The sequence below is a fragment of the Pseudomonas sp. FEN genome (assembly GCF_904067045.1).
In the GTDB taxonomy this organism is placed as follows: Bacteria; Pseudomonadota; Gammaproteobacteria; order Pseudomonadales; family Pseudomonadaceae; genus Aquipseudomonas.
Window position 1 is genome coordinate 259535 of sequence record NZ_CAJFDC010000012.1, and the last position, 13973, is coordinate 273507.

The window sequence follows — 13973 nt, forward strand, 5'->3', positions numbered from 1 at the left end:
GTGCTGGCTTGCCAGCGAGGGCGCTACCACACTCACCGCAATCTTCCTGGCCCACACTCGAGGTCTTTCAACGCCTCCAACCGGCGCTCGATAAAACGCCGCTCCGGCGCCTGCTGCGTCAACGCCAGAGCCCGCTGGTAAGCCTCGCGCGCCTGCTCCACTCGGCCCAATCGCCGGTAGAAGTCCGCCCGCGCCGAATGCGCCAGGTGATAGTCCAGCAACTCGCCGCGCGCGAGGATGCCCTCCACCAGCTCAAGTCCCGCCAACGGCCCGTCACACATCGCCACCGCCACCGCCCGATTGAGCTCTATCACCGCCGAGGGCACGGCGCGCAGCAGCAGGTCATAAAGACCGACGATCTGCCGCCAGTCGGTGTCCGCGGCCGTCGCCGACTCGGCATGCACAGCGGCGATCGCGGCCTGCAAGCCGTAAGGCCCGAAACGTCCGGTACCCAGTGCCCGCTCCACCAACCCACAGCCTTCGGCAATCAGCGCCGGGTCCCAACGTGAGCGATCCTGGACATCGAGCAGCACCAGTTCGCCACTTTCGGACACCCGCGCCTGGCGTCGCGACTCATGCAATAACATCAACGCCAGCAAGCCCATGACCTCGGAGTCCGGCAGCAACTCCAGCAACAGCCGGCCAAGGCGGATGGCTTCCGCCGTCAGGTCGTCGCGGGTCAGGCTGGCGCCGAGGGACGCTGAGTAGCCCTCGTTGAACACCAGGTAAATGACCCGCAACACAGTGTCCAAGCGCTCGGGTAACTCCGCCAGGGAAGGCACCTGATAAGGGATCTTCGCGTCACGAATCTTGGTCTTGGCCCGCACGATGCGCTGGGCGATGGTCGAGGGGCTCGCGAGAAAGGCCCGGGCAATTTCTTCGGTGGTCAGGTCGCAGACTTCGCGCAACGTCAACGGCACCTGGGCATCCGCCGACAACGCCGGGTGACAGCAGGTAAAGATCAACCGCAATCGGTCATCCTCGACATCCTCGTCGTTCCATTCGCCTTGCTCCAAAGCTTCGGCATGGGCAATCAACTGCCCATGGGACGCGGCAAAACGTGCCCGGCGGCGCAACACATCAATGGCCTTGAAACGCCCGGTGGAGACCAGCCAGGCCCGGGGATTGGCCGGCACGCCATCACGCTGCCAGCGCTCGACGGCGATAAAAAAAGCGTCGTGCAAAGCCTCCTCGGCCAGGTCGAAATCCCCCAGCAAACGGATCAGGGTGGCCAGGATCCGCCGCGATTCCTGACGATAAACCGCCTCGACCTGCTGTTTGACGCTGTCGGACTCAACGGTCAATCCAGCAACCCCTGGCTGACCAGCAAGGCCAGCCGTTCGAGACTCTCACCCCAGCCCTGATAAAACCCCATCTGCTCGTGCGCCGCCTTTTCCGCCGCCGACCAGTGCATGGCCCGAGCGGTATACAGGGTATGACCCTCGGCCTCTTCGAGGGTGATGCGTGCCGTCATGAAAGGTTTTCCCGTCGGCGTCCAGTCGGGGGTAAAGGCGTCGGTGAAGACAATCCGCTCCGGTGCGGCGATCTCCAGGAACACCCCTTGATAGGGATACTCGACACCCTCCGCCGTGCGCATCAGCGTCCGAAACAAGCCGCCGACCCACAACTGCATTTCGCAGACCAGCATGGTCATGCCGTGAGGCCCCCACCATCGGCTCAGCAGGCGGGGCTCGGTCCAGGCGCGAAAAACCTGGTTGCGCGGCGCCTCGATCAGGCGACTGATGGACAACTCGTGTTCGGCTCCCGCAAAGGGTAGCGGTTGGCGGTTCATGTTCAGGCTCCTATTATTCTTATGGTGGCCGCGTGAAAGCGCTCGCGCCCTCAGAGATTCAGTTCCCGCACCGGTCGTACTTCCACGCTACCCACTCGCGCGGCTGGGATATGCCCGGCAATCTGCAAGGCCTCGTTCAGGTCACGGGCCTCCACCAGGTAGAACCCGGCCAATTGCTCCTTGGTTTCGGCAAACGGTCCGTCGACGATGGACAGCTTGCCGCCACGCATGCGTACCGTGGTGGCGGTGCTCACCGACTCCAGCGGCTCGGCGGCGAGCATTCGGCCACTGGCCCGGATCGACTCGCCGTAGGCCAGGCACTCAGAGTCCCGGGGGCTGTCGGGATGGGAATGCAGCAGCGCTTCATTACTGTAGATCAGGCACAGGTATTTCATGGAATGGCTCCGGGACGGTCGAACAACTATGGCTGCTGTTTCGTACTTTGGCGAAGGTCGCTGACGATCAGCAGAGGTACGAATAGTCGTCTGGAGTCGAGGGAAATCGACAGGCGAAAAAACTCGCAGGAAAAATAATATCGCGGCCGCCAAAGCCGATAGAATCTGCTTCCCTACCGTCGGAAATAGGACACACCGCTGTGAGAACCTCCCTTGTCGACTACCTCACGTTGGCTCCCGCCCAACGCGAGCAGTTGCTCTTGATCCAGGTCGACGCGGCGCAGAAGGAGTTTTCCAGCGATATCACCCACGGGCTGTCGGTACTGCATGCCCACAAGGGCAATGACGTGAAAGGTTTTGTACTGCTGGCCGATGAGCACCCGGTGGGTTTCCTGTTGCTCAAGCGGCCACCGGCGTCACCGGCCTGGGCCAGTGGCAGCGTGTGCACGCTGCATGGCCTGCAAGTGGACAAAAGCTACCAGGGCCAAGGCCTCGGGCGCGCCTGCATGCAGGCCGTGCCGGCCGCTGTCCGCGCTACCTGGCCGGGCACCAGCCATCTGATGCTGATGGTCGACGCGGACAATGACGCCGCCCGTGGGCTTTACCTGAAACAGGGATTTGTCGACAGCGGCGAGACCTTTCACGGCCGGGTCGGTGAAGAACGCAGGCTGACCTTGCCACTCTGAAACCGGAGATTGTCATGAATGCCCGACTGGCCCGCTACGACGACCTGAGCGTCCTTCAACACGAGCAACTCGCGGGCCTCGAAGTCCATCCCGAACAGCTGCGATTTTGCGGCGATATCCTGGCGGCCCTGCACTTCCTGCCACGCGAGCGCCAGGACGGCGTACTCGGTTTCGCCCTGCTCGACAATGACACCCCGGTGGCCTTCCTGTTGCTCAAGCGCCATCCTTTCGTTCCCCATTGGGCCGACGAAGGCAGCGCCACCCTGCATGCCCTGCAGGTCGACAAAAGGGCGCAAGGCCGGGGGTTCGGCGCGGCCTGCCTGCAAGCCCTGCCCGCGGCGGCACGTCAGGCTTGGCCGCAGGTCCGGCAGTTACTGCTGTCGGTGGGAACCGATAACAAGGCAGCGATGAATCTTTACCTGAAGCAGGGTTGGGTCGATACCGGTGAAGCCTATCGCGGCGAACGACGATTGACCCTGACACTTTAAAGTTCCGGGTGGCCATAAGTATGAGATCAGTTGGTCACTTACAGTAAAACTTGAGCGCTGGGCAAACTCGCCTTCCAGTTATTAAATCGATCACGTCGCTACTTCATCAGAAAGCCGACGTACCGCTACTTGATAAGCCGTTATTTAATCCAGGTAGCCATTGAACTAACTGAAAGGACTCAATCCCCATGGATACACAAAGCCGAATTTCAAACAGCGCCCCAAAAACCTTGCCTTCCGCGGCTATCGAGCTGTCCGGCAGTGCCGGAAGACCGGATCTGGACTTTGGTGAATACCGCGATGGCCTGGTTATTTTTTCAGAACGGGGTCCTGGCTTTGTCGGCCCCTCGGTATTATGGCCCGATGGTCGTCATCGGTTTATCGGTGTGCATGAAGACCAACAGCAAAGTATCACCCTGGCCAACTTCAGCGAAGACGGTTTTTATGATCGGGACGACGCCCAACCGCTCGGAAGTTCCAGCCGAAGACTGATCAAGGCTGTCGTCGACGAAGACGACAAGTTCCTCGTGCTCGGTCACTTCCGCTCCGGCGAACAGGCCTTCTGCGCCCGCCTCACCGAAACCGGCGCCCCGGACCCCGACTTCGGCGATAACGGCCAGGTCGCCCTGCCTTACACTGCGCCCTGGATCGGCTACGGCCGCAGGCTCGCCCTGCAACCCGAGGACGGCTTTATCGTCCTGGCCCTCAGGAACAGCGCCGTGGGCGAGCCGCAACGCGATGTCATCGTACGCCTCGACCGCAGCGGCAGTTTCGACCCGCGCTTCGGCACCTGCGGCGTGGTCACGGCGCCGGAACCGAACATCGCCTTCGAGGCGGTTCACGTCCAGGCCGATGGCAAGCTGATCGTCGCCGGTCGACGCGGTCGCAAGGCCATGCTGATGCGCTACGGGACCACCGGCCTGCCAGACAAGACCTTCGGTGGTGCCGGTTATCTGGAGCTGGAGCCGGCCCGCGACGGCAATGCCGCGTTTTTTGATATCGCCGTGCAGCCCGATCAGAAAATCGTCGTCACCGGCTCTGCGGATCTCTCCCAAAACATTGCCCTGCTCACCCGCGTCACCGCCGGCGGCCAGCTAGACCCAGGCTTCAACGCCGGAGTGCCCTGGGAGCTTCCCGAACTGGATGTTTCTTTTGCGCTCGCGGTGCAGGAGGACGGGAAAATCGTCAGCGCCGGTCACATCAACAACGGCAGCCGCTGCTGGTTGATGCGCCACCTGAGCAACGGCGAGCTGGACCCTGATTTTGGCGACAACGGGATCAGCCGTGTGATCAACATCGTCAACACCACCAGCTACCTCTCCCACCTCGAGTTGCAGCCGGACGGCAAGATCCTCATCTCCGGACGCTACGCCACCCATTCGGCGGTGGTTCGCTGTCACGGCAACTGAGCCCTTTCAGGCGCCCTGGGTGACGTCCTTCGATGCCACCCAGGCCCCCCAGAACAGACTGGAGAAGAACCGCGTCGCGGTGCCGAACCCGGCCTCTTCCAGCAAGCGCTGAACCGCCGCCTCCGAGTGCGGCGGATCAGCGCCCTGGAGAATCTTGCCGAGCTTGGCGCGCACCGCATCCGCGCTCGCGCCCTGCTGACGCCAGCGCTCGCCCCAGGCCGCCAACAGCAACGGCTGACTGGCATAGGCCTGATGGTTGCCCGCCACAATCAGCGGAGCCCCGGGTTTGAGCCGGGCGGCAATTGCCCGGAGGATGTCATGCTTGGCCTGGTCGCCGGGCAGGTGGTGCAACACACCGACCAGGGTTGCGGCATCGTAGGGCGGCTCGTCCGTCAGTTCCTCCAGCGGGCCGAGGAACACCCGTGTGCGTGAAAGCAACCCGTGGGCCTGGAGGCTGGCCTGGGCCAGCTCGAGCATCGGTGCCGAGGGGTCGACCGCGGTAAACCGCCAAAGCGGCTCAAGCGCCGCCGCCGTGAGGATTTCCTGGGCGGTACCGCCGGCGCCCACCACCAGAATCCTCGCCTCGCGGCCACTGCCCAGGCTGGCCGCCAGCATGCAGGCGACCAACTCGTGACAGGCGTCATAACCGGCCAGGGCGATGCGGCTTTGCTCGGCGTATTCGCCGGCACGGGAAACATCGAACTTTCGAGCAGAATCCGGGTGTTCGGAGGGCATGGACGTTTTCTCTTGGACGGGGACTTCACCCCAAGGTAGTCGCCCTTGGAAAATAAAGAAAATTCATGTTTTTAATGCAATGCATTCCTTACTGGAATACAAAAGATCGGCTGCCGGCGAGGTGTTGCGGCCCCGAGCGCAACACCCGATCCAAGCCGACGACGGCTTGAAGCCGCCGTGAACGGCACCGGGACGACGACTCAAGCTCACTTCGTATCCGCCCCATATTGTTGCGCGAATACCCCGTAAAGCTTTTATATAGTCGATGTCATTTGCCCGGATTTTCGACTATTTCTCTGCATGTCGCCGCCTGATGCGGCGTTTTCCGGAGACTTGTCATGACCCATATCCAGATCGGCCTGCTCATGCTGTCGGGCATCAGCGTGTTCGGTATGATCACCCTCTACCTCGACTTCTGGCGTGCAACCAGGACGCCAAAGGATCACAAATAAGCCGTCACAGGCCGACCAGGCGATAGCCCACCTGCAGCTCCGTGATCAGGTACTGTGGCTGCGCCGGGTCGGTTTCGAGTTTTTGCCGCAGATGCGCCATGTGTACCCGCAGATAATGAGCGCGGTCGACATAGTCCAACCCCCAGACATCCAGCAGCAGTTGCCGGTGCGTCAGCACCCGGCCCTGGCCACGGATCAACGCGCTCAACAGGCGGAACTCGATCGGAGTCAGGTGCACACCCTCGCTGCCACGCCGCACCTCGTGGCTCGCCAGATCAACCTCGACCTCACCGAAACGCACCTTGCTGCTCACCGCCGCCGTGCCACTTTGCACCTGTCGACGCAATTGCGCGCGAATTCGCGCGAGCAACTCGGGTACGCCGAACGGCTTGACCAGGTAATCGTCGGCACCGGCATCCAGCGCCGCGACTTTCTCGGATTCACGATCACGGGCCGACAATACCAGGATCGGCACGCTCATCCAGCCACGCAGCTCACTGATCAGGTCCTTGCCGTCGCCGTCGGGCAGGCCCAGGTCGACGATCACCAGATCCGGCTGGCGGCTCGCCGCATCGATCAGGGCGCGCTTGCTGCTGTCGGCCTCGAAGACCTGGAAGCCTTCATCCCGCAGGGCGATACCGATGAAACGGCGAATGTTGGCTTCATCCTCGACAATCAGGATACGGGGGCTGGTCATAAGGTTTCCATGGACGGCGGTTGACCCGCCGGTAAAGTGATGATGAAACAAAGGCCGCTCGGCGCCCGGGGTTGGGCCGCCACCCGTCCGCCATGGGCTTCGACGATTCGCCGAACCAGCGCCAGTCCAAGACCGATGCCGGACACCGCCGATTCCTGTCGACCACGGCTGAAGGCTTCAAAAAGTTGCTCGGGGGCGATACCAGACGGACAGCCCGGACCGCCGTCGACGACCTCCAGGACAATCTGCCGCTCGACCTGGCGCGCCGTGATCTCGATCGGCGTATCCGCCGGGGTGTATTTCGCCGCGTTGTCCAACAGATTGACCAACACCCGCTCGATCAGCAGCGCATCGATCTCCACCAGGGGCAAATCGACCGGCAAGAGCGCCCGCACCGAGTGCCGGGCAAGGGGGTCGCGCAATTGGCGCAAGGCGCTGCCGACCACCTCTTCCAGCGAATGCCACTGTCGATTGAGGTGCACGCCGTGTTCCTGCAGGCGTGCCATATCCAACAGGTTCTCGATCAGACGTTGCATGGCACGGGCCTGATCGTGAATCCCGCTCAACAAACCGCCGACCAACTCATCCCGCACGTGGGGTGCTGCCGCATCGGCGGCACCGATAATGCTGGTCAAGGGTGTACGCAAATCATGGGAAATGGCCGCGAGCAAGGTATTGCGCATCCGCTCGCCCTCCATCTGCACCAGGGTGCTTTGCGCCACTTCGACAAAATGCACCCGCTCCAGCGCGATCGCCAACTGGCTCATGCAAGCTTGCAGCAGACACTGCTCATCGGGGTCCTTCAGGCGCTCGGAATCGCTCAGGTCAAGGACCAGCACTCCACGCACACGCATCGGCGCCTTGAGCGCAAAATAGCACCCGGGAGCGGCAGCCAGGGTGTCACTGCCCTGCCCGGCCGGACGGCCCTGTTCGTAACTCCACTGGGCAATGCTTTCATCCACCGGGAAGACACTGCCGATCATCGCGCTCACCCGCTCGCCGGCATCGGGTAGCGCCAGGCCGACCCGGGCCTCGAATACACCGCTGAAGGTGCGCAGGGCCACCGCGCCGATCTGTTCGACGGTCAAGGCCGCGGACAGATCGCGGGCCAATAGCGCCAGCGAGGTCGCCCGCCGTTCCCGAGCCGCCGCCGTGCGCGCCTCATGGCGCAGGCGCGCGGTCAGTTGCCCGGTGATCAGGGCAATGCCCAGCATCAGGGCGAAGGTGAAAAAATACTGGGTGTCGTTGACGGTGAACGACAACACCGGCTGGACGAAGAAAAAATCGAAACACAGCACCGCCAGCATCGCCGCCCAGACGCCCGGACCGCGTCCCAGGCGCAGCGCCACCAGCACCACCGTCAGCAGGAACAGCATGACCACGTTGGCCGGATCGAAGACTTGCAGCAATAGCGCCGCCACTGCCGTGGCGGCGAAACAGGCCAGGGTCGCCCAGAGGTAGGCCAGGCCCCTGCCAGGCGCCAGTCCCGGTTCTACTTCCGAGCGGGTCGCGCGACTACGCGGCAGTTCGCCATGGGCAATAACGATCTGGTCGATCTGCGGGTAGTGGCGGCTGATCCGATCGCTGACCGTCTGGTGCCAGAACTGCCAGACCCGACGTGGCCGATGGCCGAGTAACAGACGGTTGGCATTGCGTTCGCGGGCACAGGCCACCAGGGCCTCGGCAACATCGATACCCGCCAGGATCGCGGTATCGGCGCCAAACTCAGCCGCCAGGGCCAGGGTCTTTACCGCCGCCGCCCGTCGCCTGAGTGCCATACCCCGGGTCGAGGCCGACTCGACATGCACCACGATCCAGTCAGCTTCAAGCTTCTGCGCCAGGCGCGCGGCTTCGCGCACCAGGCGCTCATCCGAGGGCTCGCCAGCGATCCCCACCAACAAGCGCTCGCGGGCTGCCCATACGGTATCGATGGAACGCTCACGACGATAGACGCGCATTTGTGCATCGACCCGATCGGCCGTGCGGCGCAGGGCCAGCTCGCGTAGCGCCAGCAGGTTGCCTTTGCGAAAGAAGTGTCGGGACGCCCGCTCGGCCTGCGGCCCCTGGTAGACCTTGCCGTCCCTGAGGCGCTGCAACAGCTCGTCGGGGGCGAGGTCGATCAGCACCACCTCATGGGCCCCGTCAAACACATGGTCGGGGACGGTTTCCCGCACGCGGGTACCGATAATGCCGCTGACCAGGTCGTTGAGGCTTTCCAGGTGTTGGACGTTCAGGCTGGTCCAGACCTCGATCCCGGCCCGCAGCAGCTCCTCGATATCCTGCCAGCGCTTGGGGTGGCGTGAGCCGGGAGCATTGCTGTGAGCCAGCTCGTCCACCAGCAGGACCGCCGGGTGGCGGGCCAGCGCCGCATCGAGATCGAACTCCAGCAGCGTGCTGTCGCGATGGCTCAGGCAATAACGCGGCAGTTGCTCCAGGCCTTCGAGCAAGGCGGCGGTGTCGCCGCGACCGTGGGTTTCGATCAGGCCGGCCACCAGGTCACGGCCCAGGGCCCGTTCACGGTGTGCCGCCTGGAGCATCGCGCAGGTTTTCCCGACCCCGGCGTTCGAGCCGAAATAGATACGCAAACGGCCGCGCTGGGCGGCCTTCTCGTCGGCTTGCAGTTGCTCCAGCAGCACATCCGGATCGGGCCGGCCGTCGCGGATGTGGCGGGAGGCATCATTCAGATCCATGTCATTCCTTGTGAAGCGCACTTATGCGGGCCGGGATCGTGGATATCCATGTGGAAGCCGGCGTGTTCGAGCGCCACTGTCTATCTAGACCACACCCAAGCCGACCAGCAGCATATCGATCAACTTGATCCCGGCAAACGGCACCAGTACCCCGCCCAGTCCATAGATCAGCAGGTTGCGATTGAGCAACGCCGCCGCGCCGATGGCCCGGTAGGTCACGCCCTTGAGTGCCAGCGGGATCAGAAACACGATGATCAGGGCATTGAAGATCACGGCACTGAGGATCGCCGAGTTCGGGCTGCCCAGGTGCATCACGTTCAAGGCCGCGAGCTGTGGGTATGTGGCCACGAACGCCGCCGGCACAATAGCAAAATACTTCGCCACATCGTTGGCCACGCTGAAGGTGGTCAGCGCGCCACGGGTCATCAGCATTTGTTTGCCGACCTCGACCACTTCAATCAGCTTGGTCGGATTGCTGTCCAGATCGACCATGTTCCCCGCTTCCTTGGCCGCCTGGGTCCCGCTGTTCATTGCCACCGCGACATCGGCCTGGGCCAGCGCCGGGGCGTCGTTGGTACCGTCGCCGGTCATTGCCACCAGTTTGCCCTGGGCCTGGTAGTCGCGGATCAGTTGCAGCTTGTCTTCGGGGCGGGCCTCGGCCAGGTAATCATCGACCCCGGCTTCCACGGCAATGGCGGCAGCGGTCAGCGGGTTGTCGCCAGTGATCATCACCGTCTTGATGCCCATCCGCCGCAACTCGCCGAAGCGTTCCTTGATGCCGGCCTTGACCACGTCCTTGAGTTCGATCACCCCCAGCGCGCGACCGCCCACGGCCACCACCAGCGGCGTGCTGCCGCGCCGCGCGACTTCATCCACCCGCGCTTGCAGGGCGGTGGGAAAACCGCCGCCCAGTGCCTCGACATGCCGGCGAATCGCATCGGCGGCGCCCTTGCGGATCATCCGGCCATCGACCAGGTCGACGCCACTCATACGGGTCTGTGCGGTGAACGGGACGAAGCTGGCATCCAAGCTTTGCAGATCCGCTTCAGGGAAGTCGAACTTGTGTCGCGCCAACAGCACGACGCTGCGCCCTTCCGGCGTTTCGTCGGTCAAGGAAGCCAGTTGCGCGGCCTCGGCCAACTCACGCTCGGTCATGCCGGGGGCCGGCAGGAATGCGCTGGCCTGGCGATTGCCGAGGGTGATGGTGCCGGTCTTGTCCAACAGCAACACATCGACATCACCCGCCGCTTCCACTGCGCGCCCGGAGGTCGCGATCACATTGGCCGCCATCATCCGACTCATGCCCGCCACGCCAATGGCCGAGAGCAGGCCGCCGATGGTGGTGGGAATCAGGCACACCAGCAAGGCCACCAGCACCGTCGCGCTGACCACACTGCCGCTACCACTCATGAGCACGGCGAAGATCGAATACGGGCTGAGGGTGACGATCACCAGCAGGAACAATACCGTCAGCCCCACCAGCAAAATGGTCAGGGCCACTTCGTTGGGAGTCTTCTGGCGCTTGGCCGACTCGACCATGGAAATCATCCGGTCGAGAAAGGATTCACCGGGGTTGACGCTGATACGCACCACCAGCCAGTCCGAGAGGACGCGGGTGCCACCGGTCACCGAGGAGAAATCACCACCGGCCTCACGGATCACCGGCGCCGATTCACCGGTGATCGCGCTTTCATCCACCGACGCCACGCCTTCGATGACGATGCCATCGAGCGGCACCAGGTCGCCGGCCTCGATCAGCACCACGGCATCCTTGCGCAACTCGCTGGCGGCCATTGGCAACCATTGCGCGCCGTATCGCGGCTTGTGCAGGACCTTGGCCAACGTCTGGCGCTTCATCCCGCGCAGGCTGGCGGCCTGTGCCCGGCTGCGGCCTTCGGCCAGGGCTTCGGCGAAGTTGGCGAACAACACGGTGAACCACAGCCACAGGCAGATGCTCAAGATAAAGCCACTTGGCGCTTCGCCCTGCCCTCCCCAGGACTGCAGCCACAACAAGGTGGTGAGCAGGCTGCCCAGGTACACCACGAACATCACCGGATTTTTCCACTGGGCCTGCGGCAGCAGTTTCCTGAAGGCATCCAGGCCAGCCGCCAGCAACAGCTCGCGGTCGAACAAAGGCAAACGGGCTTTCATGTCACTCATGATCGATTCTCTTACTCAGTGACGGCGAGAGGGGGCTGGTGTGGCGCCACCAGGGCATCCAGCGCCAGGTTCAGTTGCAGTACATTGACCCGCGGCTCGCCCAGCAGGCCGAACGTGCGCGCCTCGATCGAGGCACGGACCAGCGCCAGCAGGGTGTCTTCGGACAGCTGCCGCTGGCCCGCGACCCGCCGCGTCTGGATCAGTGCGTTGGCCACGGAAATATGCGGGTCCAACCCGGACGCCGAAGCCGTCACCGCGTCGACCGGCACCACGGCTTGCGGGTCCAGGCCGTTCAACAAGCGATAGCCCTCGGCTCGCGCCTTGACCGCGTCGAGCTGACGCTGACTGGTCGGACCCAGGTTGCTGGCTCCGCTGAGGCCGGCGTTGTAGGGTGTGGTGAGGCTCTTGCTGGCGTCGTTCGGATCGACGCCCTGGGTCATGCTGGGGCGGGCCTGGAAATACTCCGGGCGGTTGAACGCCTGGCCGATCAGCGCCGAACCGACCACTTGGCCGTTGCGTTCCAGCAGGCTGCCCTGGGCCTGGAACGGAAACAGCAGATTGGCCACCAGGGTGGTGAGCGCCGGGTAGGCCAGGCCGGTCAACAGCATGAACAATACCGAGGACACCAGGACCGGACGTAGCAGGCCACGGAACAGCACTTGAGCCACCGCCAGCGGCGGCAGGGGAATACGCGTAGTCATACAATCATCCTCACTTGTAGGTCTGGCCGGACAGCAGTTGCAGTTGCTCGACCAGCGGCCCCAGCGCGAGCGCCGGCAGGAAGGTCAAGCCGCCGACCACCAGCACCACGAACACCACCAGGAACATGAACAACGGCGTGGCGGTGGGAATGGTCCCGGCACCGGCCGGGGTGGTCTTTTTCAACGCCAGGGAACCGGCGACCGCCAGCATCGGCAGCAGGGTGAAGAAGCGTCCCAGTAACATCGCCAGGCCGATGGTGGTGTTGAAGAACGACGTGTTGGCGTTCAGCCCGGCGAAGGCCGAACCGTTGTTGGCGGTGCCGGAGGTGTAGGCATAGAGCACTTCGCTGAAACCGTGCGGACCGAAGTTGTTCAGGCTGTCCAGGGTCGAAGGCCAGAGCGCGGCCAGGGCGGTGAAACCGAGGATGCAGAGCGGATGCGCGAGCACCGACAACATCACCAGCTTCATCTCCCGGGCTTCGATACGCTTGCCGAGGAACTCAGGGGTGCGACCGATCATCATGCCCACCAGGAACACCGTCAGCAGGGCGTACTGGATCAGGTTGATAAAACCCACGCCGTCGCCGCCGAACACACAATTGAGCATCATCTGCGCCATCGGCACGAAACCGCCCATGGGCATCAGCGAGTCATGCATGGCATTCACCGAGCCGGTGGTGGCGCCGGTGGTGGTGGCGATGAACAGGCTGGTGTCGGCGATCCCGAAACGCAGTTCCTTGCCTTCCATGTTGCCGCCACTCTGGGTCGCCGAGAGCAACTGGTCCACGCCCAGTTGGGTCAGCAGCGGGTTACCGCCCTGCTCGGCAAAGAAGACCACGGCGAGAAAGCCGATGAACATCACCAGGAACGTGCCGAAGAACACCCAGCCCTGGCGCCGCCGCGCCAGCTGGCTGCCGAAGGCATAGGTCAGCGCCGAGGGAATCAGCAACATGCCGAGGATATGCAGGGCATTGGTCAGTGGCGTGGGGTTCTCGAACGGATGGGCGGCGTTCATGCTGAAAAAGCCGCCACCGTTGGTGCCGATGTGCTTGATCGATTCGAAGCTGGCCACCGCGCCGACGATCAGTTGCTGGCGAGTGCCTTCCAGCGTGGTCGCCAGGGCCTGGGATTCGAAGGTCTGCGGCATGCCCTGCCAGACATAGACCAGCGCCATGGCGAAGCACAATGGCAACATCACCCGGTAGAGGATGCGGGTGAAGTCCACCCAGTAGTTACCGATGTCCGTCGCACTGGCCCGGCTCAAGCCACGGATGAAACCGCCGGCGGCGGCCACGCCGGTGCTGGCGCCAACGAACATCAGAAAAGTGATCACCGCCATCTGGCTGAAATTCGACAGGCTGGTTTCACCCGAATAGGCCTGCCAGTTGGTGTTGCTGATAAACGAGGCAGCGGTGTTGAACGCCAGGTCCGGAGTCTGGGCGGCCAGGCCCAGTGGATTGAGCGGCATCGCTCCCTGCCAGCGCAGCAGCAGGTAGCCGAGCAACATCATCGCGCCGTTGGACAACAGCAGCGCCGAGCCGTAACGGGCCCAGCCCATGGTTTCCCGCGGGTCGACGCCCAGCAGGCGATAGGTCAGGCGTTCCGGCAGCGCATGACCGGGCTGGGAAAACACCCGGCTCAGCCAACGGCCCATCAAGACGGCGAGCCCGGTCATCAGCCCCAGGATCAGCGCATATTCCAACAGTACGGTCAACATGTGGAAGCTCCGTTCAAATCTTGTTCAAGGCGACAATGAACAAGGCTGTCG

At 63.4% G+C, this 13973-nt stretch carries 12 protein-coding genes; 3 read left to right on the top strand and 9 right to left on the bottom strand.

What is annotated here, in order from left to right; translation table 11 throughout:
* Nucleotides 1-32: 32 nt before the first annotated feature.
* Genes PFEN_RS13350 through PFEN_RS13360 form a run of 3 tightly spaced genes read right to left on the bottom strand, consistent with a single transcriptional unit; the run spans nt 33 to nt 2187 of the window.
* Complete coding sequence (locus tag PFEN_RS13350) at nt 33-1304, bottom strand: RNA polymerase sigma factor (RefSeq protein WP_191487287.1); 1272 nt, start codon at nt 1302-1304, stop codon at nt 33-35.
* The gene (locus tag PFEN_RS13355; protein ID WP_191487288.1) at nt 1301-1792 is read right to left on the bottom strand and encodes an SRPBCC family protein; all 492 of its coding nucleotides are present in this window, start codon (nt 1790-1792) and stop codon (nt 1301-1303) included. The genes PFEN_RS13350 and PFEN_RS13355 overlap by 4 nt, the downstream gene beginning before the upstream one ends.
* 50 nt (nt 1793-1842) lie before the next feature.
* The gene (locus PFEN_RS13360; RefSeq protein ID WP_191487289.1) at nt 1843-2187 is read right to left on the bottom strand and encodes a YciI family protein; all 345 of its coding nucleotides are present in this window, start codon (nt 2185-2187) and stop codon (nt 1843-1845) included.
* Between the two features lie 200 nt (nt 2188-2387).
* On the opposite strand from PFEN_RS13360, the gene PFEN_RS13365 reads away from it, so the two are divergent.
* From PFEN_RS13365 to PFEN_RS13375, 3 genes are all read left to right on the top strand, one after another.
* Nucleotides 2388-2873, top strand: a complete 486-nt coding sequence (locus PFEN_RS13365; RefSeq protein WP_191487290.1) for a GNAT family N-acetyltransferase — start codon at nt 2388-2390, stop codon at nt 2871-2873.
* Nucleotides 2874-2887: 14 nt separating this feature from the next.
* Nucleotides 2888-3361 carry a GNAT family N-acetyltransferase gene (locus PFEN_RS13370; protein ID WP_191487291.1) on the top strand — a complete coding sequence of 158 codons (474 nt, stop codon included), beginning with the start codon at nt 2888-2890 and terminating at the stop codon, nt 3359-3361.
* Between the two features lie 188 nt (nt 3362-3549).
* On the top strand, nt 3550-4770 hold the full coding sequence (locus tag PFEN_RS13375) for a hemolysin (RefSeq protein WP_191487292.1): 1221 nt from the start codon (nt 3550-3552) through the stop codon (nt 4768-4770).
* 6 nt (nt 4771-4776) lie between these two features.
* On the opposite strand, the gene PFEN_RS13380 is transcribed toward PFEN_RS13375, so the two are convergent.
* The 6 genes from PFEN_RS13380 to kdpA all read right to left on the bottom strand — a co-directional run bounded on the left by PFEN_RS13380 (nt 4777) and on the right by kdpA (nt 13922).
* Nucleotides 4777-5505, bottom strand: coding sequence for an SAM-dependent methyltransferase (locus PFEN_RS13380; protein ID WP_191487293.1), 729 nt, complete (start codon nt 5503-5505; stop codon nt 4777-4779).
* A 456-nt stretch (nt 5506-5961) separates the two neighbouring features.
* Nucleotides 5962-6654, bottom strand: a complete 693-nt coding sequence (locus PFEN_RS13385; RefSeq protein WP_191487294.1) for a response regulator — start codon at nt 6652-6654, stop codon at nt 5962-5964.
* Complete coding sequence (locus tag PFEN_RS13390; protein ID WP_191487295.1) at nt 6651-9344, bottom strand: sensor histidine kinase; 2694 nt, start codon at nt 9342-9344, stop codon at nt 6651-6653. Before PFEN_RS13390 ends, PFEN_RS13385 begins: the two co-directional genes overlap by 4 nt.
* Before the next feature lie 84 nt (nt 9345-9428).
* Nucleotides 9429-11495 (bottom strand): potassium-transporting ATPase subunit KdpB, encoded by a 2067-nt coding sequence (gene kdpB, locus PFEN_RS13395; RefSeq protein WP_191487486.1) that lies wholly within the window; start codon nt 11493-11495, stop codon nt 9429-9431.
* A 20-nt stretch (nt 11496-11515) separates the two neighbouring features.
* Nucleotides 11516-12205: a potassium-transporting ATPase subunit KdpC gene (gene kdpC, locus PFEN_RS13400; RefSeq protein ID WP_191487296.1), complete on the bottom strand. Its 690-nt coding sequence runs from the start codon at nt 12203-12205 to the stop codon at nt 11516-11518.
* Between the two features lie 10 nt (nt 12206-12215).
* Nucleotides 12216-13922 (bottom strand): potassium-transporting ATPase subunit KdpA, encoded by a 1707-nt coding sequence (kdpA, locus tag PFEN_RS13405; RefSeq protein WP_191487297.1) that lies wholly within the window; start codon nt 13920-13922, stop codon nt 12216-12218.
* Between the last annotated feature and the right edge of the window lie 51 nt (nt 13923-13973).